The organism is Massilia eburnea (assembly GCF_009720745.1).
Classification (GTDB): Bacteria; Pseudomonadota; Gammaproteobacteria; order Burkholderiales; family Burkholderiaceae_D; genus Rugamonas; species Rugamonas eburnea.
This window is the reverse complement of the sequence record NZ_WNKX01000003.1, coordinates 192638-212133: the sequence shown is the minus strand read 5'-3', so window position 1 is coordinate 212133 and position 19496 is coordinate 192638. Positions and strand designations below refer to the sequence as shown.

Annotated in this window: 14 protein-coding genes; 8 read left to right on the top strand and 6 right to left on the bottom strand. The window is 64.3% G+C overall.

Annotated features, from left to right (window positions below):
• Positions 1 to 1026: an efflux RND transporter periplasmic adaptor subunit gene (locus GM658_RS05330; RefSeq protein ID WP_155452965.1), complete on the bottom strand. Its 1026-nt coding sequence runs from the start codon at positions 1024 to 1026 to the stop codon at positions 1 to 3.
• A gap of 217 nt (positions 1027 to 1243) precedes the next feature.
• On the opposite strand from GM658_RS05330, the gene GM658_RS05325 reads away from it, so the two are divergent.
• From GM658_RS05325 to GM658_RS05305, 5 genes are all read left to right on the top strand, one after another.
• A complete protein-coding gene (locus tag GM658_RS05325; RefSeq protein WP_155452964.1) occupies positions 1244 to 3751 on the top strand; it encodes a cation-translocating P-type ATPase in 2508 nt (835 codons plus the stop codon).
• Between the two features lie 9 nt (positions 3752 to 3760).
• Complete coding sequence (locus GM658_RS05320) at positions 3761 to 6445, top strand: bifunctional acetate--CoA ligase family protein/GNAT family N-acetyltransferase (protein WP_155452963.1); 2685 nt, start codon at positions 3761 to 3763, stop codon at positions 6443 to 6445.
• Positions 6429 to 7826, top strand: a complete 1398-nt coding sequence (locus GM658_RS05315) for an efflux transporter outer membrane subunit (RefSeq protein WP_155452962.1) — start codon at positions 6429 to 6431, stop codon at positions 7824 to 7826. The genes GM658_RS05320 and GM658_RS05315 overlap by 17 nt, the downstream gene beginning before the upstream one ends.
• A gap of 14 nt (positions 7827 to 7840) precedes the next feature.
• Positions 7841 to 8668 carry a formate/nitrite transporter family protein gene (locus tag GM658_RS05310; RefSeq protein WP_155452961.1) on the top strand — a complete coding sequence of 276 codons (828 nt, stop codon included), beginning with the start codon at positions 7841 to 7843 and terminating at the stop codon, positions 8666 to 8668.
• Between the two features lie 199 nt (positions 8669 to 8867).
• On the top strand, positions 8868 to 9335 hold the full coding sequence (locus GM658_RS05305) for a phosphatase PAP2 family protein (RefSeq protein WP_170298679.1): 468 nt from the start codon (positions 8868 to 8870) through the stop codon (positions 9333 to 9335).
• Between the two features lie 123 nt (positions 9336 to 9458).
• Here GM658_RS05305 and GM658_RS05300 read toward each other — a convergent pair whose 3' ends face one another.
• A complete protein-coding gene (locus GM658_RS05300) occupies positions 9459 to 10907 on the bottom strand; it encodes a DUF3943 domain-containing protein (RefSeq protein ID WP_170298678.1) in 1449 nt (482 codons plus the stop codon).
• 161 nt (positions 10908 to 11068) lie between these two features.
• Positions 11069 to 12670, bottom strand: a complete 1602-nt coding sequence (locus tag GM658_RS05295) for a sensor domain-containing diguanylate cyclase (protein ID WP_155452958.1) — start codon at positions 12668 to 12670, stop codon at positions 11069 to 11071.
• Positions 12671 to 12844: 174 nt separating this feature from the next.
• Between GM658_RS05295 and GM658_RS05290 the strand changes: the two genes are divergently transcribed.
• Complete coding sequence (locus GM658_RS05290) at positions 12845 to 13114, top strand: hypothetical protein (RefSeq protein WP_155452957.1); 270 nt, start codon at positions 12845 to 12847, stop codon at positions 13112 to 13114.
• Between the two features lie 18 nt (positions 13115 to 13132).
• Here GM658_RS05290 and GM658_RS05285 read toward each other — a convergent pair whose 3' ends face one another.
• Together GM658_RS05285 and GM658_RS05280 are read right to left on the bottom strand one after the other, a co-directional pair.
• Positions 13133 to 15709 carry a glycoside hydrolase family 2 protein gene (locus GM658_RS05285; RefSeq protein ID WP_211841812.1) on the bottom strand — a complete coding sequence of 859 codons (2577 nt, stop codon included), beginning with the start codon at positions 15707 to 15709 and terminating at the stop codon, positions 13133 to 13135.
• A 68-nt stretch (positions 15710 to 15777) separates the two neighbouring features.
• Positions 15778 to 16080: a hypothetical protein gene (locus GM658_RS05280; RefSeq protein WP_155452956.1), complete on the bottom strand. Its 303-nt coding sequence runs from the start codon at positions 16078 to 16080 to the stop codon at positions 15778 to 15780.
• Between GM658_RS05280 and GM658_RS05275 the strand changes: the two genes are divergently transcribed.
• Positions 16079 to 16321, top strand: a complete 243-nt coding sequence (locus GM658_RS05275; protein WP_155452955.1) for a hypothetical protein — start codon at positions 16079 to 16081, stop codon at positions 16319 to 16321. The two genes, GM658_RS05280 and GM658_RS05275, sit on opposite strands and share 2 nt — an antisense overlap.
• 13 nt (positions 16322 to 16334) lie before the next feature.
• On the opposite strand, the gene GM658_RS05270 is transcribed toward GM658_RS05275, so the two are convergent.
• Positions 16335 to 18263, bottom strand: a complete 1929-nt coding sequence (locus GM658_RS05270) for a beta-L-arabinofuranosidase domain-containing protein (RefSeq protein ID WP_170298676.1) — start codon at positions 18261 to 18263, stop codon at positions 16335 to 16337.
• Positions 18264 to 18734: 471 nt separating this feature from the next.
• Between GM658_RS05270 and GM658_RS05265 the strand changes: the two genes are divergently transcribed.
• A complete protein-coding gene (locus GM658_RS05265; protein ID WP_211841811.1) occupies positions 18735 to 19433 on the top strand; it encodes a CE1 family esterase in 699 nt (232 codons plus the stop codon).
• Positions 19434 to 19496 lie beyond the last annotated feature (63 nt).

Genomic DNA, 19496 nt, shown 5'->3' with positions numbered 1-19496 from the left:
CTAAGGCGTGTGCGGACGCACCCAGCGCCCGGCTTTGAGCGCCGGGTCGTTGGGCGTGACGACGCTTTCGCTTCCATCCAGGCCGCGCAGGACCTCGAGCTGCTGCGGGCCGCGTATACCGGGCGTGATCGCGCGGCGCTCCAGACGGTGCCCGGAAACGATCCAGACCGCATTGTCGCGCGCAGCTGCCGCCGGCAGCAGCATGGCGTTGTCATGGCGGGCGACCAGCAGGTTGGCATCGACAGTCATGCCGGTCCGGAGGCCGCCAGGCGCGGGGAGGGCGATGCGGACACGGTAGCTGCGCGCGACGGGATCGCCCTTCGGCGTGATCTCGCTCACTTTCCCGTCGAAGACCTGGCCTGGCAACGCGTCGGCGCGCAGCAGCACGGCCTGCCCGACACTGACGCGGCTGATGTCTTCCTCGTCAATTTCGGCGGTGACGCGCAGCGGGGCGCAGCACGCCAGCACAAACAGGGCCTGGCCAGGGGCGATATACTGCCCGACCTCGCCGTCCCGGCGGATGATGGCGCCGTCCGCAGGCGCGAACACCGAAGTATGGTCGCGCAAGGCGCGCACCCGGCGCAGGGCCGCTTCCGCTGCTACCAGGTCGGACTGCGCGCGCTGCGCTTCGCCGGCGGCGACGAAACCGCGTTCGGCCAGCGCCTTGGCGCGTGCATATTGACTACGGGCAAAATCGGCACGGGCGCGTTGCTCATCGACGCTGCCGGCCAGATCGCTATCGTCAAGGCGGGCGAGGAGCTGGCCCTTGCGCACCAGGGCGCCCTCATCGACCAGGCGCGCAGCCAGTTTGCCGCCGACCTGTGGGGCGAGGGGCAACATGACCGTCGGCTCCACCGAGCCCGTGGCGTAAATGGCATCGATCGCGGGACCGCGCCGTACCGGGGTGACGGTTACATCCAGCGGCCCGGCGAAGTACCAGGCGAAGGCGCCGGTCGCGGCGAGCAGCACCGCAGCTGCCGTCGCCCAGAGGCGCCAGTGGCCGGCTCGTGCAGACGGAACTGCCATGGGCTCACTCCTGCAATCACGAATGGCCCAGTGTGCGGGTGCGCGCCCTGCGAATCCATGACCTGGATCATGCCGGCCGCAGTTGCGCAGGCTGGGGGCGCGCCTGGATGCGCCAGCTGTTGCTTTCACCCCGAATCGGGCATGAATTGACCTTGGTCATGTTCTGTGCACGGCGCGACATGTAAGGTCGGCCCATCACCACTGCCTGGAGGGCATCATGGTCGGGCCGGAATTGCATGGTTTGACGAGCGGAGAAGCGCAGGCGCGCCTGGCGGCGGACGGTCCCAACGCCCTGCCGGTGGCGCGCAGCGGCTTCGTGTCGTTGGCCTTGCGTACAATGCGCGAACCGATGTTCCTGTTGCTGCTGGGCGCCGCGGTCCTCTACCTGGCGCTGGGTGACTGGCTCGAAGGCGCCGTGCTGTTGGGAATGGTTGCCTTGAATATTGGACTGACCCTGTACCAGGAAGGGCGCAGCGAGCGCGCGCTGGAAGCACTGCGCGGCTTAAGCGCGCCGCGTGCCCTGGTGCTGCGCGACGGCCAGGCGCGGCGCATTGCCGGCAATGAGGTGGTTGAAGGCGACCTGCTTCTGCTGGCGGAGGGCGACCGGGTTGCCGCCGACGCGCTGCTGCTGCAGGGCGGCGGCCTGCGCCTGGATGAGTCCTTGCTGACCGGGGAGGCATGGGCGGTGGGCAAGCGGGTGGCCGAGGGCGCTGTTGCGCCAAGCGCGCCGGGGGGCGAGGATACCCCGTTCTTATGGTCTGGAAGCCTGGTGGTGCAGGGAGACGGCATCGCGCGCGTCACCGCGACCGGGGAGCGTACGGCACTGGGCAAGATTGGCCGCAGTCTGCAGGATGTGGGCGTCGAGCTATCGCCTCTGCAGCGCGGCATCGCCCGCATGGTGAGGCTGATGGCGATTGCCGCGGTGGCCGTCAGCGTGCTCGCCACCTTACTGTACGGATGGCGCGGCGGCGACTGGATGCCGGCCATCCTGGCCGGGATCGCACTGACCATGGGGCTGCTGCCGGAGGAGTTTGCCGTGATCATGACCGTCTTCCCTGCGATCGGGGCCTGGCGCATGGCGCGGGCGCAGGTGCTGACGCGGCGCCTGGCTTCCATCGAAGCGCTCGGCGCGATCACGGTGCTTTGTACCGACAAGACCGGCACCCTCACTGAAAACCGCATGCACGTCGAGCAGTTGTTTGCTGGCGGCGAATTCTTGCGCTTGCCGGCGGGGCCGGACGGCCTGCCGCTGGCGTTCAACGATCTGGTGCGCTTCTCTTCGCTGGCCAGCAAGCCGCGCGCCAGCGACCCGATGGAGCAGGCGCTGCACACCCTGGCCGGCAGCGGGCGGCAGGACGGCCCCTTGCGCGAGTATCCGTTGTCGCCTGCGCTGCGCGCCATGTCCCAGGTGTGGGACGACGGCGATGCCGAGCTGGTGACCATCGCCGCCAAGGGGGCGCCCGAAGCGATCGGCGAACTGTGCCATCTGAGCGATGCCGACATGGCGGACTTGCGCAGCGCAGCCGACTTTATGGCAGGACAGGGGCTGCGCGTATTGGGCGTGGCGCGCGCTGTGCACGCCGCAGCCTCGTTGCCGCAGGAGCAGGCTGGCTTCAGCTATGTGTTCCTCGGGCTCCTGGGGTTGGCCGACCCGCTGCGCGCCGAGGTGCCGGCCGCCATCGACCAATGCCATGCCGCCGGCATCCGCGTCATCATGATCACGGGCGACTATCCGGCCACGGCGGTCAATATTGCGCAACGTGCCGGCTTGCCGGACAGCGGGGTGCTCAGCGGGGACGCGATCGAGCAGATGGATGACCCCGGGCTGCGGGAGCGTCTGGCCCAGGCGACGGTCTGCGCGCGCATCACGCCGCTGCAGAAATTGCGGATCGTGGAAGCCTTGAAGGCCAACGGCGAGGTGGTGGCGATGACCGGCGATGGCGTCAATGATGCGCCGGCGTTGAAGTCCGCCCACGTCGGCATCGCGATGGGGCAGCGGGGCTCCGATGTGGCGCGCGAGGCGGCAGCGCTGGTATTGCTGGACGATAATTTCGCCTCGATCGTGCGCGGCATCCGGCTGGGACGCCGGATCTTCACCAATATGCGCAGTGCGATGTCGTATGTGGTGGCGATCCATGTACCGATCGCCGGCATGGCCTTGCTGCCGGCGTTCCTCGGCTGGCCGGTGCTGCTGTTTCCGATGCATATCGCATTCCTCGAGCTGATTATCGACCCGACATGTTCGCTCGCCTTCGAAAACGAGGCTTCCGACGCCGGCGCGATGGAGCGCCCGCCGCGGGCGGTGAACAGCCCGCTGCTGGATCGCCCGACGCTGGCCCTGGCCTCGATCCAGGGCGTGGTGGGCTTGGCGGCCGTCGTGCTGGCCTACGCTTGGGCATTGACGCAATTGCCGGAATCGGCCGCGCGGGCGGTTGGTTATGCCGTCCTGGTGCTGGTCAACCTGTCGCTGATCTTCTCCAGCCTGCCGCAGCGGCGCGGGCTGCAGGCCCGCTTGGCCGGTCCCAACCGAGTGCCAGTGATTGTGGCGGCGGTCACAGGCGTCATGCTGCTGCTGGCGCTGTACCTGCCCGTGGTGAAACAAGTTTTCCAGTTCAGCGCATTGCCAAGCTCCGCCTTGATGCTGGTGGTGGCGTGCAGCCTGGCTTGCTACCTGGTGAATACCGCTGCCAGCAGGCTCGTGCCGCGCAGGCATACATCTGATTGAGGAGGCCGTATGAGCGTACGCAACCTGGAATACTTGATGCAGCCGCGCTCGGTGGTGGTGGTCGGCGCATCGGCGCGGCCGCACAGCGTCGGCGCGACGGTGCTGGCCAATGTCCTGCAGGCCGGGTTTACCGGCCAGGTCATGGCGGTCAACCCGAAATACACTGAACTGTCGGGCTGCCCGGTCGTGCACCGCGTCCGCCAGTTGCCTGCAGTGCCGGACCTGGCAGTGATCTGCACGCCACCGCACACGGTGGCCCAGCTGGTGAGTGAGCTGGGGCATTTGGGCTGCCGCGCCGCTGTGGTGATCACCGGCGGCATGAGCGCGGCGCATAAGGCCGCGATGCTGGCGGCGGCAAAGCCCCACCTGCTGCGCATTCTTGGTCCTAACGGCGTCGGCTTGCTGGTGCCGGGAATTGGCCTCAACGCCAGTTTCGCCCACGTGCCTGCGCTGCCCGGAAAGCTGGCATTCGTGTCGCAGTCGGGGGCCTTGGTGACCGGCGTGCTGGATTGGGCGCACTCGCGCGGCATCGGCTTTTCGCGCTTCATTTCGCTGGGCGACAGCAGCGACGTGGATTTTGGCGATGTTCTGGACTATCTGGCGGCCGACCGTGACACCCAGGCCATTCTGATGTACATGGAAGATGCACGGGCAGCGCGCAAATTCATGTCGGCAGCACGCGCCGCCGCGCGCAGCAAGCCCGTGCTGGTGGTGAAGGCAGGCCGTTTCGCCGAAGGGGCGAAGGCCGCCAATTCGCATACCGGTGCGCTGGCCGGGAGCGACGCGGTGTACGACGCTGCTTTCCGGCGCGCCGGGATGCTGCGCGTGCTGACCACCGAGGAGTTGTTTGACGCTGTGGAGACCTTGTCCAGCGCCCGTCCGCTGTCGGGCGAACGGCTGGCGATCCTCACCAATGGCGGCGGGCCCGGCGTGCTTGCCACGGACGCCCTGATCGGCAGCGGTGGCGCGCTGGCGACGCTGTCGCAGGCGACCCTGAGCCGCCTCGACGCCGTGTTGCCAGCAAGCTGGGTGCGCGCCAATCCGGTCGACATCATCGGCGATGCGCCGGGCGGACGCTACAGCGAAGCCCTGTCGGCTCTGCTGCAGGACGGCGGCGTCGATGCGGTCCTGGTGATGCATGCGCCGACGGCCATCGTGCCTGCGGTGGAGGTGGCACAGGCGGTGGCAGACGCGGCGCGCGGCGCCGAACGCAATATCCTCGCCTGCTGGCTGGGCGGCGACCGGATGGTCGCGGCAAGGCAGGTGCTTGACCAGGCGGGCATTGCGACGTACGCAACACCCGAGGATGCCGTGAACGGGTTCATGCAGATGGTCAATTACCGCCGGGCGCAGCAAGCGCTGCTGGAAGTGCCGGCCGCCTGCAGCGGGGAGTGCCGGATCGACCGGATGCGGGCGCGGACGGTAATCGAAGATGCCCTGCTGCGCGGCGCCAGCATGCTCAGCGAGCCGGAAGCGAAGGAAGTGTTGGCCTGCTACGGCGTACCGGTGGTAGAGACGGCGATCGCGGACCGGGTGGAGGCGGCGGTCATGCTGGCTGACCGCATGGGCTATCCGGTGGCGCTGAAGATCCTGTCGCCCGACATCAGCCATAAGAGCGACGTCGGCGGCGTGGTGCTCGACCTTGGGACGGCGGCCGAGGTGCGCGCGGCGGCGCTTGCGATGCGCTCCCGGCTGCATGCAATGCTGCCGGATGCCCATGTGCGCGGCTTCACGGTGCAGGCCATGGCACGGCGCCCGGGGGCGGTGGAGCTGATCGCCGGGGCGAGTGCCGATCCGGTGTTCGGTCCGGTGATCCTGTTCGGGCAGGGCGGCATTGCCGTGGAAACGATCGGCGACCGGGCGCTGGCGCTGCCGCCGCTGAACCTGGCGTTGGCGCGGGATTTGATCGGACGCACCAGGGTGGCGCGTCTGCTGGCGGGCTACCGGGGGCGCCCTGCGGTGGATGTGGATAGCGTGGCCACGGTGCTGGTGCGGCTCTCCGCCCTCCTGGCCGACCTGCCGGAGGTGCTGGAACTCGACATCAACCCGCTGCTGGCCGATGAACATGGCGTGCTGGCGCTCGACGCACGCATGCGCGTTGCGCCGGCTGCTACCCGCGGTGCACAACGCTTTGCCATCCGTCCCTATCCCGAGGAGCTGGAGGAAGCGGTCCAGTGGGAAGGCGCAACGCTGGTATTGCGCCCCATCCGCCCGGAGGATGCGCCGCAGCATGCCGCCTTCTTTGCTGCGTTGAGCCCCGAGGACGTCCGCTTCCGGATGTTTTCAGCCATGCATGGGGTCTCTCCCGCGCAATTGGCGCGCTGGACGCAGATCGATTACGACCGCGAGATGGCCTTCATCGCCACGCGGCAAGGCGCCGCTGGTCCGGAGACGCTCGGGGTGGCGCGCGCCGTGGCCGATCCCGATAACGAAAGCGCGGAGTTCGCGGTCGTCGTGCGTTCGGACTTGAAGGGGCGCGGGCTGGGGACAATGCTGATGAATAAGCTGCTGGGCTACTGCCGGGCGCGCGGCACGCAGCAACTGGCAGGCGAGGCGCTGCCGGACAACGAACGCATGCTGCAGTTGGCACGGAAGCTGGGCTTCTCGGTCGCTGCGGCGCCGCCGCACGGCACGGTCGCGCTGCGCCTGGTGCTGGCAGAAGGCGCAGGTGAACCTGATGGCCGCGCGGAGTAGGTTCGCCTGGGCGCTGGCGTGCATGCTTGCGCTGGCAGGATGCGTCACCGCAGGGCAGAAGGCGGGTGTGGCGGCACTGGCGCCGGCGCCCGCGCCGTTGGACATTCCGGCGAGCTGGTACCGGGAGACGCCCGCGAACGGCTCGCCAGAGCTGGGCACCTGGTGGCAGCGTTTTGACGACCCGCAATTGACGGCGCTGGTCAACCAGGCGCTGGCGCGCAACACTTCGCTGGCGGCGGCCGCCGCCCGATTGCAGCAGGCGCGGGCCCTGCGCGACCTGGCTGGCGCCGGGCTGTCGACCCAGGTCAGTGCCAGCGCCTCGGCCGAAAATGTGCGGCAGCGGGGCTTTGGCAGCCAGAGCAGCTATAGTGCCGGGCTCGACGCCAGCTGGGAGCCTGATCTCTACGGCTACCGGAAAGCCGGGCTCGCAGCGAGCGCCGCGGCGCTGGACGCGCAGGCCTTGACGCTGGCGGACGGCCAGGTGAGTGTCGCGGCTGAAGTCGCGCTGACCTATATCGCCTTGCGCGGCGTGCAGCAGCGCGAGGCGGTGGCGGATACCCATGTCAAGCGTCAGTTGATTCTGACGCTGCTGGCTGCGCAGCGGATGAATGAAGACGGCGGGCTGGACCGCGACCGCGCGCGTGCCGCGCTGGCCTTGTCCATGGCGGAGCTGCCACGCTGGCGGGCCAGCCGCTCCCAGCTCGAACATAGCCTGGCCCTGCTTTGTGGCGGCGCGCCGGGCGCGTTGGCGCCGTCATTGAGCACTGGGACTGCGGTGCCCCGGGCTCCGGACGGCTTGGCCATGAGCTTGCCGGCCGATACGCTGCGCCAGCGTCCTGACGTGCGCGCCGCGGCGGCGCGGGTCGACGCCGCGCTGGCCCGGTTAGGGCAGGCCGACGCCGCGCGCAAACCAGTAGTGCGGCTGGAAGGCAGCATCGGCTTGCACGGCATCGGCTTTGGCGGCAGCGGCAGCGTGCTGCGGGGACTATTTGGCGCGGTCAGCGGCGTTGCGTTTGACGGTGGCGCCGGACGTGCGCGTGTCGCCGCCGAGCAGGCGGCGGTCCAGGAAAGCTATGCGGCATATCACACGGCGGTGCTGGCTGCGCTGCGTGATGTGGAGGATGCGCTGGTTGATCTCGCGGCGGCGCGCGAGCGCAGGACGGCACTGCGGGCGGCGGCCGAGATTGCAGCCAATGCCGCGAACCTGGCGCTGCTGGCTTACGTTGATGGCAAGGTGGAGGTGGACGCGGTATTGGCGATTCATGCCACCCTGCTCGAAAGCGAAGACGCGCTGGTGCTGGCCGAAGTGGCGCACAGCGCCGCCCACGTGCGCTTGTACAAGGCGCTCGGCGGCGGCTGGCAGCCGACCGATACTCCTTGAAAGCGGAGGCAGAGATGGCGGAAATCTTTGGCATGGATGCCTATACGCCAAGCGAAATCGCCCAGCGGATCGAACAGACGGGCGTGGCGAAAGCCAAGCTGCCTTTGCGCGCACTGTTCACGTTGGCGGTGCTGGGAGGCGCTTTTATCGGCCTGGGCGCCCTGTACAGCGTCCTGGTGCGGGCGGATCACGGCCTCAGCATGGGCCTGCGGCTGGCCATGGCCGGGCTGTCTTTCTCGCTCGGCCTGCTGCTGGTGGTCGTGGCCGGCGCCGAGCTCTTCACCGGTAATAACCTGCTGGTGATGGCGTGGGCCGAGCGTCGCATCAGCGGCGCTGAATTGCTGCGCAACTGGACTGTCGTATTGGCAGGCAACGCCGCAGGTGCCGCTGGGCTGGCGCTGCTGGTGTACTGGTCTGGTCATCCGGACATGCAGGGCGGCGCCATCGCGGCCGAATACCTGCGGATCGCGCAAGCAAAAATTGCGCTGGGCCCAGGCAGGGCATTCCTGCTGGGCGTGCTGTGCAACGCGCTGGTGTGCCTTGCCGTCTGGATGGCGATGGCCGGCCGCAGCGTGGCGGACAAGGCGGTGGCGGTCGTGTTCCCGGTCTCTGCATTCGTGGCGGCTGGCTTTGAGCACAGCGTGGCCAACCTCTACCTGTTGCCCATGGCCTTGCTGCTGCAGGCACCCGGTGGGCGGCTGGGCTGGTACGAGGTGATGGCCAACCTGCTGCCGGTTCTGGCGGGCAACCTGGTGGGCGGCGCCCTGCTGGTGGGCATGGTTTATCGCTTCATCTACCACGGGCCGGCGGAAACTGGCGCTCGGGCCCAAAAAAAACGTTAATCAGATCAACAATTAGCATTACGGAGACGCGATCATGCATTGCACATCGTCGGGACGAATCAAGAGCTTGGCCGCTGGGGGACTGTTGCTTCTTTCGCAGTCCGCTTACTGTGGCGGTCTGTTGGGCATGGACCACCGTGTTCAATACGATGACAGTGGAATATGGGGGAGACGTCCGCAGAAAATCCTGCTGGGATCAATGATCACAGCCGAAATCGTGGCTGGGCTGTGGGAGGGCGGCGATTCCAGGCTGGGACGGACCAGCTGGCAAGCGATCGACGCCACGTTGCTCACGGCTGTCAGCACCGGGGTGATGAAGCGCGCCTTTCGCCGCACGCGACCGAGCGAAACAGACGACCCTGGCCAATGGTTCCGGTCACCGCACGATCGGAGTTTCCCAAGCGGTGAAGTGGCTTCAATGGCGGCAATCGTCACTCCCTTCATTCTAGAGTATCGCGACGATCATCCCTGGGTCTACGCCTTGGAGGCGCTGCCTTTGTATGATGGCATTGCGCGCGTCAAAAACCGCGGGCATTGGCAAAGCGACGTGCTGGTTGGCTTTCTGATTGGCTCTGCAGCCGGCTATTACACACATCGACGAAATAGCAGCTTCACCCTGAGTGTAATGCCGCATGGCGTGCAGATCGGGTATCGCACGCAATGGTGATTTGCATCCGGCCAGTCATTTACACCCGGTCATGCCCGCTGTATACAAGAGCGTGCCGACTGGAGCCGATGCTCAGGAGTGGCGGGTTGTCGCCGCCAGTCTTTTCCCGCTTTGGGTGGCCAGTCACCAGTTCACTGCACCGAAACCGCGCCCGAACTGGTAGGTGTAATAGAGGCCGACCGTGTCGCGCCGCTGCTGTCGTTCCGGGACGCTCTCGAACGCGAACTTCCGCCGAGACGTCAGGTATTTGAGCGTGACAGCATGGTGGCCAGAGACCCGCCAGGTCAGCGACGCGTCGCCGCGGAACACACGGTCCGCCCCGTCCGGCCCCGGACTGGTCAGCTTGCCGTCGAAGAATTCGAGCGCCGAGAGTTCGAAGGCGAACCTGTCGACGCCGATCAGGCGCAGCATCAGCATTGCTTGCGGCGCGAAACCGTAATGGTATTGCCCGCTCGTACTGGGCTGATTGGTGCCGGTGGACGTGTAGCCGATGCCGGCCGATGCATGGCCTTGCAGTGCGTAGCGTTCGCTCAGCCACAACTGCGCATTGCTGCCCAGCGACAGTCCCGTGCTCGCCACCCGGAACACCTGCGGCGCCAGATAGTCGTAGCTGCCGTAAAGCCCCGCGATGCCGCGCAGGTTGGCGCCCGCCCCGTAGGGAACGCCGAGCAGCATGCCTCGTGATGAAAGGCTCTCGATACCCTGCACGTTCGACATCCTGACGCGGAACAGGAAGTAGTCGAAAGGCCGGCGCCAGCTATAGCCGGGCTGGCCTGGCAAGCCGTAGTCGAGCGCGAAGTCAGCCGCGACCTCGTTGTTCCGAGGCGCCAGAGAGGGGCCGACGTTACTGCTCGTGACTCCGCCTGCGCCGAGCTGCAGGCGGCCCCAGAGCGCCGGGCTGTTGCTCACCCACGGCGCGGCACGGCGTCCCCCGGCGGTATGGCGATTGAACCCGAGCGGCGGCGATACTGCTGCGGCCGCAACTTCGCGCCATTGCGGAGAGAGTCCATATCCCTCGTCCAGCACCAGGTTCGCCATCCGGTACAAGGCTTCGCCAAGGAAGCTGCCGCCAAAGCTGGTCGTGATCTGGTCGTTGTGTGACGGCGGCGTCGTTTCGCCGGCGATCTCCCAGACGGCGCTGCCGGCAAAGGCAAATCCCATCGATTCCCAGAACGTCATCCCGTTACTGCGCGCGAGGCCGAAGTAGACGGAGCCCTGGTAAGGATGGCCGAGCTGGTTGATCTTGAACGGGTCCTGGTCGATGACCCAACTGCTGTGCAGGTTGCGGCGTATCGAACCGACGCTCACGTCATAGTCGTCCGGCCGGACGAACGCATGGTCGACCCGGTTCAGGACAAATTGAAATCCCAGGATCTCCAGCGCCGCGGCGCCATAACTCTTATACAGACGATCATCCTGCGGCCTTGCCGGCGCGTCGTCCCGCACCGTGTCCTGCAGCGGATCGTCGGCGGACGCGGCATGACCGGCGGCGGCGGACAGAGCCAATAACGCCGCGCAGGCGCATCGGTGTGGATCGAAACCGTTCCTCGATTTCTTGATGTCCTTCGCCACCAATTAGCATTCTCCGGCGGACGGATGGGATGTTAAATTGAGTATATCGAAGACTTACCATTGATGGCGCACTGGACCATACGTCAAAATGTCACGTCCTGGGTCAAGGTCAAACGAATTCTGGCAACGAGGCCGGCGGGTCACTAGCACATGAAAGGGATCTATACTTTCGAAGTACGGCCCGCGTCGAGGCTGGAAGTTGCTTCGGCAGCAACCGAGCGGCTCCCAGCCGACTTTCGCGCTGCTTTGGCCTGGTACATGGCCATATCCGCCGCGGCCAGGACGGATTCGATTGTCGTCCCCGATTGCGGATAGCTGGCAATGCCGATGCTGGCAGCGGAGCACAGTTCTATGCCGTCGATGTGATACGGCTGTTCCAGCAATCTGCCCAGTTTATCCGCCACGATTGCGCTTTCGGCCGCGCCGCCAGCCACCACCACGGCAAATTCATCACCACCCAGACGTGCCGCCAGGTCGGACTTTCTCAGCTGCGATGTGAGCCTTGCCGATGCCTCAATCAGCAACTTGTCGCCGACGGCGTGCCCATGGGTATCGTTGATGGGTTTGAACTTGTCGAGGTCCAGATAAAGTACCGATAACTGCGCCTGACCACGCTGTGCCGCAGCCAACTGGCGTTCGAGGAATGCGTTAAACATGGCGCGGTTAGCAAGGCCCGTCAATACATCATGCGTGGCCAGATGCTGTGCGTTTTGCAGCATCGTCGCTGCTTTCACCAGAGCTTCGCCCACTTCATCGGCTTCGCGCACGCCATACGATGCCGGCTTCACTGCCTGGTTCGCGCCCAATGCCATCGCGGGCGCAATCAAGCCGTGCATTGCACGACGGATTGTCGTGCCGATCTTCCACGCAAACGAGAGGCCGAGTCCCATCAAGGCGATGGTGACCAGTATCAGCGACCATACCTTGCGGCGCATGTCAGCCTTTAACTGGTCCAGGGGTATGCCGATGGCGACGGTCCAGCCGGAGCGAGGCGCGCGTGTTGTCACCGCCAGGATGGGCTTACCGTCCAGGGTTTGGGCTTCGAAGGCCCCTTCGCGGCTCTTTCGGATCTGTTCGAGAACGGACGGCGCCGCTTGCACGCCGACGAGACGGTCGATGTCGGCGGAGCGCGCGACTATTCTGCCGCCGCGGTCGAGGATGCTGCTTATCCAGTGCTTGGGATAATGCTGGTCCTGCAGCATATCGCTGAAACGCTCAAGACTCAGGGTCGCGGTCAGCGCAACCCATTTCCCTGCAATGGTTTTGCACGGGATGCCGACTGCCACCATCCTGCGGCCGGTAACCGGACCGGAAAATATGCTTGAAATGAAGGTGGTATCGTTGGCCCGCATGAACCCAAGTGATGGCGAATCGGCTTCTTGCGGCAACGCGTCGCCATATGGCCGATAAGTATTGAGGAGCTGTTGTCCCGTGGCGTCTTCCAGCACGACATTCAGAATGTGCTCCCTTGCCACCAGTTTGCGTGCCTGTGCGTCCAGGCGCTGCAAATTTTTCTGATCGAAATCGGGCGACGTAGAAAAGGCGACCAGCGACGACTCGATCAGGGCGAATTCCTTGTCGACCTCCGTGGCATTTGCCCGCGCGGTCGCCATCGCACTATCGATGAAGGTTTTATAGGACAGCTGGTAGTCGTGGTAAATCAATAGGACTGCCAGCAGCGACGCTGGAAGTACGCAGGCAAATACCAGTCCCATCAGTCGCCAGCGGATAGAGGGCGCGTTCTTCATCGTGGTTCGGGACATGCGAAGAGGTTCCTGATCAAGGGCATGAGTGCTTAATGCAATGCAATTTTACTATGCCAGAGATTAGCGGACACTACGCAGCTCATCGGCCGTCATGTCAAGGCCGGGGAACTTGAATTTCAGGGTTGCGGTCCCTAGATAATTTGCCCTGTTATGTATTCATGAGGAGCGAGTATGGAACATGATGAGGCATTATTTGACAGCTTGGCAACCCTGCGCGACGCGCATGATAAGGCCAGCCGGCTGATGGCGGAAATCGCCGTGTTGGGGGCGCGCGCACTGAAAGGACGGGGCAATGCACCGTCGCTGGCGCAGCTGCAAAACTATATGCGGGCACTGGCCCAGGCGCAACGGCAAGCCGCCCATTGCGAGGAGCTCTTGCTCGGCGGCACTCCCCGAACCATGGCAGAGGCCGTGGCGCGCGACAGGCCTTTCATGCATTGAGGCGGCGGGCGGGCTGTATTAGTTGTTCAGCTTGCCGGCGACACGCAGCTCTGTCACGCCCACATTGGCAGGGCGTGCAGAGCGCAGGCTCAGGCGGACCTTGCGGCCGGTTGCCGCTTCAGTAGGCAGTTCGACATCCTTGCTGGCATAGTCTGCCATCGGCAGGTCGGTCAGGATGGCCCATGTGCCATCGGCGCCGGCAATTTCCGCCCGCACTGCGTATTGGCCAGGGGAGCGTAAACCAAGGACGAGCCGGTGTACGGTGACGATCCGTTCGAGGTCGACCAGGAGCCATGGCGCCGGGTCCTCTTGCGCTGGGGCCCAGTAGCTGTCGGCATCGCCATCATTTGCCATCAGCGACTGGTGCGCTGGGGCTGAGGAACTGGCGCTGGTCGGGTTGTTTCCACCAAAGATCTGTTCCTGGTCGAATGGCAGCGGCTCCGGAGCGCTTGGCCGGTACGGCCGGTCAGCGCTCAAAGGCGTTACGCCCGGCACGAACTTGGGACCGCTGAGGGTATGGATTTCCAGCGTGGCATCGCGCAGCCCCGGGGAAGTCGCGCGCAAGCGGGTAACCCCAGCCTGCCAGCTGCGCATGGCAATGGCAGCCTGGCCGTCGCGGATGGAGATATCGGCGCCCGGGGCGAAGTCGATCTGGCGCCCGGTGGGGAGTTCTCCTGGCCCGGATTCAATGGCCAGGCGTACTGGCGGGCTGTTGCTCAACGCGTTCCCGTGATTGTCAACCACAGTAAGCACCAGCTGCACGTCATCCGTTCCGTCGGCGCGTTCGATGGCCTGGGCACTGGCGCTCAAGCGCAGAGCGGCTGCAATTCCGGGCTTGGGCCAGTCGGGTGGGGCGATGCCCCGGTAGGCGTTGCGATACCAGTACCAGGCGCGCTTGGGGAGGCGGGCGTAATCGACCAATCCCATCGAACCAAACTGGCGGCCGGCGATGCTGCCGTGATCGAATCCGGCCCAGATCGCCTCACCTGAGCGCCACGGCTGGCGCCATGTCTCGGGTTGCCCCGGTTGCGCCCCGGGTGTCTGTTCAAGATCGCCCCAGCCTGGCGCGTAGGCGCCGGGCCGGTCTGCGATGGTCGACCCGTATTCCGCAACGAAGCTGGGAATCCCGGGATTGGGATACAGAATCGCGCCGTCGCCGTTGTAGCCCGCGATATCGCCCAGGTGATCAAGGTTGCCGCGCTGGACGCCGCTGACCGCCGCCGGTCGCGAAGGGTCGAGTTGATGCGACAGGTCGACCATTTCTTTCAGCAGGCGGCGCACCTGCGGCATCGTTTCTTGTGAAGTGAAGAACGCCTCGTTGCCCATGCTCCAGGCGATGATCGATGGGTGGTTGCGATGGATGCGGATCATCTCGCCGAGCTGCTGCTTGACGCTGGCATCGAAGGCGTCGCGGTGGGCCGGATCGGGTGGATAGGCCGGGGCGCCCCATGGGCTGTTGAAGCCAGCCGTTCCCCAGAAAGGTGCCTCGGACAGCAGCAACACACCGCGCCGGTCCGTCGTTGTGCTGAAGTGTGGGTCGTGCGGGTAGTGTGAGCCGCGGATAAAGTCGAAACCGGCTTCCTTGATCTGGTCCACGTCGCGTTCGATGGCGCGATTGCTCACAGCATCGCCCCAGCCGGCCTGGTCCTGGTGCACGTTGGCGCCGCGGAAGTAGCGATGGCGGCCATTGAGGAAGAATCCCTTGTCGGCCGTCCAGGTGAACCAGCGGAACCCGAACTCGGTGCTGTAGGCGTCGCGCACCTGGCCGGCCGTGCGCAAGCGTGTGCGGGCGAGGTAGAGCCGCGGCGTCTCGGGCGACCACAGGACGGGATGCCGGATCCAGCCTGAGAGCTGGCGCACGGTTGCGGTGTCGCCAGCATGCACACGCAGGCGGGTCGGAGGCAAGCTGGCGATTTTCCGGCCTTTGTCATCGTAAAGATCGGTCAGCACCTCGACCAGTTGCGCGTGCGGTCCGTCGTTGCGGACCTCGGTCTCAAGCGCGACCCTGCCTTTTTCTGCAGTCAGGCCTGGCGTGGTCAGGTAGGTTCCCATCCAGGGGACGTGTACGGAATCGGTTTGCACCAGCCACACGTCGCGGTAGATGCCGCCACTGAAGACGTGCTCGCCGGCGCGCGGCGCCAGGGTCGGCTCCCATTGATTGTTGACACGGACAGCTATGCTGTTTGCGCCCGCATGCAGCGCCGGGGTGAGGTTGACGCTGAATCCGGTATAGCCGCCACGGTGCCGAGCCAGTGCAATGCCGTTGACGTAGATCTCTGCGTCCTGGAAAGCGGCCTCGAACTCAAGGGAGAACTGGCGCTGCGCAGGAATCCGGTCGAGCGTCAAGGTCTTGCGGTACCAGCCATAGCCGACGTAGAAAGAGGCCGACTGAAAATAGGGAATGCTGAAACTGTGGGGTAAGCCGACGGACTGCCAGTGCCCGTCATCATAACCGGGGCTTTGCGCGCCTGCTGCGTCGCCCAGGTGAAAGCGCCAGCCGGCATTGAAGTTTTCGCGTGCGCGCGGGGACTGGCCGAGTTGCGATGTTGCGGGACCGTTAGACGCGAGTGCCGAAACGGCAGGGGAGCCGGCCAATAGCCAGAAAAGGAAGAGGACGGTCAGGGGGCGCACGGTGGGGTGGTTTGCCGTTGTGGTACCGGGAATTATAAAAAGCGGCGACCGGCCCAGCGATTGCGAAAACCAGCAATCCTGCTAATGAAATCGAACAGCTTGCTTGACCAGTGACTCTCATCCCGCCCCTTCTTGCGGCGCTCGTCGTAGTTCGCAGCGGTGGTGCGAGCGGAGGGCGTGAGCGCAAATTCCTTATCCCGCCGGCCACCCTGGCGGCAGGGAGCGGTGCCGCGTGGTCGATTTCCGGCAGCGATGCGGCACACTTCAAGATCGAATCGCAGCAGCGCCGCATGGCGCGCGCCAGGTCTTGCGGGGGCAACATAGTATGAAATCATGACGAGACGAACCGACTACCTTACGGCCGAAAAGCTTTCATACGCGCTCAGCTTACGAGAGTCGAGCGGAATGGAAGCAGCCTTTGATTCTGCCGTCGCGCGGGGCGTGAGTCCGCCTTTGATCGCGACGGTGCTTTTGCGAAGCATCGCGCGGATCGAACATGCTACGTTGGGTATCCGCTCTGACCGTCGTCTGCGCGAACTCGAACTTCAGGCTGGCTTCGCTTTGGCAAAGGCATAAGTGACCTGATGCCTTAGACAAGGTGCCAATAGACGGAATAGCGTTGATGATGCAAGTCAAATAGCGGCCGAAGAACAATTCCGTCTGCCGGACCCGCGTTCTTCATCTGGAATGCGGACGGATCGCCGGGAAGCGGCGCGAGCCAATCGGCAGGACTGCTGGACCCGCTGACGATATCGGGTACCGGCGCCGCCGCGATCTTCAGGTAAGCATCTTTGTCTCCCACATCGCTGCCAGGCATATTCTCTTTGCCGAGCTCCCCGGCCAGCAATACGGGACCATGGAATATGGAGACCATCGAGGGAATGTCCCGGGCTTGCTCCAGCCGCAACCCGGTTGGAAGCGTCAGCTCGATCACGTCGCCGGCTTTCCATTGCCGCCTTAATGAGGCATAGCTCGTTGGCTTTGCGTCGACGGCTTGCCGCTTGTCGTTGAGTCTTACTGTGACCGGCTTGGCGACCCATTTGGGGATGCGCAAATTGAGCGTGACGGCGTTGGCGCCGGCTTTGACTACCGTCAAGCGCACGCGTTGCCCCCGTGTGATATCCCCTTGCTGCCGCAGAACCATTCCGGCGTCATTCCAGCTAAGCTCGGATGGGATGTACAGGTTCACCCAGAGTGAATCATCCTTGTGGAAGTAGATGCCTTCGTTGTAGCGTGCGGTGTTTTCAATACCGGTGCCCGTACAGCAGAAGCTGCCGTTGAGATAAGTGCGAAAATTCCCATGGAAAGGCGTGAAGTAGGTCATGGCGCCCGAATCGGGCGCCACCGACGCCAGTACGTGGTTGTACAGCGCGCGCTCGTAGTAGTCGGCAAGCTCCGGCAGGCGGTTGCGTTCGAACAGCCTGGCGCTAAGCTTGAGCATGTTGTGGGTATTGCACGTTTCGGCCGTAGTCGGTGGCAATGCTTTCCCGTCGTCGATGGAGGGGCCGGCTTCCGCGCCGGGTTTGTCGAACCATTCGGTAAATGAATTGCCGCCGTTGGTGAACGAATGCCTGTGCACAACCAGCCGCCAGAAGTTTTCGGATGCTTTCAGTTCCTGCGGATTGCCGTGCACGTTCGCGCTGTTAGCCAAGCCCACTGCTTGCGCGATATGCGTATTGGCGTGTAGGCCGCCAAGATGGTCCTCGCCTCCGGCGAGCGGGCCGACAAACCATGCGCGATTGAACATGCGAGCGATCTGGAGATGGAGGGGATTTTTGCTGATCTTGAAGAGCTCCGTCAGGACGTCGCTCATCGCACCAAATTCGTTTTGTGGATTACGGCTCTCGTCCGTGCGGAAGATCTTTTCAATCTGCGCGGCATTCAGCGCAGCGAGCCGTTTACCAAAATAGTCGGCCATCCCGATGGCCACCTCGAGTGCCTGCTTGTTGCCAAGATATGCATGGGCGTCGAGTAGGCCCGACATCAGCTTCTGTATCGTGTAATAAGGCGCGGCAATACCCTCGGCGTCGGCGCCTGGTTTACCTTCAAGGTGGTCGAATGCTGCCGGGGAAAAAGCGGCCAGGTAACCATCCAGATTCAGCTTCGCCTGACATTTGAAGAGCTCCCCCACGAGGTAGTCGGCCCGTTCGCGAAAGAGGGGACTTTCCGTAGCCACTGCCATGCGCGAGGCGGCGGACAAATAGTGTCCTGTCATGTGCCCGCGGAGGAAACCGCTGTCCCAGCCGTCGTAGCCGCTTTCGATACCTTCCTTTTGGGGAAGTCTGGCCAAAGCGCGGTAGGAGTAAAGCAGCTTGTCGGGATCGTAAGACGCGAGCACTCCTTTGCGATGCAGCTCCTGCCGCAAATAGAAGGGGCTTCCGGGCAGCAAGCGCACTTCGTGCGCCAGGAAGGCGCGTGCAGTATCGACCGGCACCGTATCTGCAACGGGACGCGCAAACTGGCCAGGCTCGCTGGCGACACAGTGCGCCGGCAGCGCCGCGAGGGTGGCTTTGAGCATTGAACGCCGGTTGAAGGACATAGCAAGGCCTTTCGCAAAATTGGATAGTGAAAGCAGTCGGCACTGTTCCGGCAGGCGCAGATGCGGCTATTTTTGCGACGCATGACGTGATAAGGCAATTACGAAAATTGCTGGCGGTGAGAATGATTTCTGCTAGCCCGGCGACGACACAGGTCATTCAAAAACATGTCGGCTATTGGGGAAAAACATACAACACGGTTGAGATTTCGGCTATTAGAATCCCTGGTCGCATCCGGCCAGGATGTCGCCGGTGCGCTGTATCCCCCAATCAAACTAGGAGCACTTATGAGACGTGCATGGGCCGCACTACTTTTCACGACATTGGTTGCTTGCGGAGGAGGGACCGGGGCCGCAAGCACTTCAGCAACACCACCGGCCGTGGGATCCACGTCCCCCACGCCTGACGCCGCGCCGGGGAATACCTCTGCCGGCTGTGGCAGCGGTTCCAAGTTGGCTACCGGCCTGCACTCGCTCACCAGCGACGGTATCCAGCGCAGCTACTGGGTCGACATGCCTGCTACGTATGATCGCAACAAGAACTATCCCGTGATCATCGGGCTGCACTGGCGTGATGGCAGCGCCGCCGACGTCTACGGTTGGAGCGGCTTTTTCGGGTTGAAGAATTTGTATGGCGACAATGCCATCTTTATTGCTCCGGAAGGCTTGGACAAAGGTTGGGCCAACACTGGCGACCGCGACATCCGCTTCATGCGCGCGATGATCAGCGAAGTGCAGCAGGGCGCGTGCACCGACACGCAGCGCGTTTTCGCTACCGGCTTCAGTTTCGGCGGCATGATGTCGAACGCCATCGGATGCGAAATGGGTGACGTGGTGCGGGCGATCGTGCCGATGGCAGGTTCACTTTGGAGCGGCTGTGCCGGTTCTTCCTCCAAAGTGGCGGCCCTTTTCATTCACGCCAAAGACGATAATGTAGTACCTTATTCAGCGGGGATGGAGGCGCGGGATCTCTTCTTGAAGCGCAATAGCTGTAGCGCCAGCACAGTTCCGGTAGGTAGCAACGGCTGCGTAGAGTACCAAGGCTGCGACAGCGGCAAGCCCGTGATCTGGTGCGGCACAGAGACGGGCGGCCACTGGTACCCCAATTTCTCGGCGCAGGAGTCCAAGGCCTTCTTTGATCGGTTCAAGTAGTCGAACAAGCGCATCGAGGCACGTTGGCCTCGCCTCATCCGGCGGAAGCCGGAAGGCGAGGCC

Bases quoted from the DNA above. Each gene is read 5' to 3' on its own strand.
- GM658_RS05270 (WP_170298676.1), bottom strand. From the start codon at position 18,263: ATGCTCAAAGCCACCCTCGCGGCGCTGCCGGCGCACTGTGTCGCCAGC.
- GM658_RS05280 (WP_155452956.1), bottom strand. From the start codon at position 16,080: ATGATTTCATACTATGTTGCCCCCGCAAGACCTGGCGCGCGCCATGCG.
- GM658_RS05275 (WP_155452955.1), top strand. From the start codon at position 16,079: ATGACGAGACGAACCGACTACCTTACGGCCGAAAAGCTTTCATACGCG.
- GM658_RS05310 (WP_155452961.1), top strand. From the start codon at position 7,841: ATGGCGGAAATCTTTGGCATGGATGCCTATACGCCAAGCGAAATCGCC.
- GM658_RS05305 (WP_170298679.1), top strand. From the start codon at position 8,868: ATGATCACAGCCGAAATCGTGGCTGGGCTGTGGGAGGGCGGCGATTCC.
- GM658_RS05330 (WP_155452965.1), bottom strand. From the start codon at position 1,026: ATGGCAGTTCCGTCTGCACGAGCCGGCCACTGGCGCCTCTGGGCGACG.
- GM658_RS05315 (WP_155452962.1), top strand. From the start codon at position 6,429: ATGGCCGCGCGGAGTAGGTTCGCCTGGGCGCTGGCGTGCATGCTTGCG.
- GM658_RS05325 (WP_155452964.1), top strand. From the start codon at position 1,244: ATGGTCGGGCCGGAATTGCATGGTTTGACGAGCGGAGAAGCGCAGGCG.
- GM658_RS05320 (WP_155452963.1), top strand. From the start codon at position 3,761: ATGAGCGTACGCAACCTGGAATACTTGATGCAGCCGCGCTCGGTGGTG.
- GM658_RS05290 (WP_155452957.1), top strand. From the start codon at position 12,845: ATGGAACATGATGAGGCATTATTTGACAGCTTGGCAACCCTGCGCGAC.
- GM658_RS05295 (WP_155452958.1), bottom strand. From the start codon at position 12,670: ATGTCCCGAACCACGATGAAGAACGCGCCCTCTATCCGCTGGCGACTG.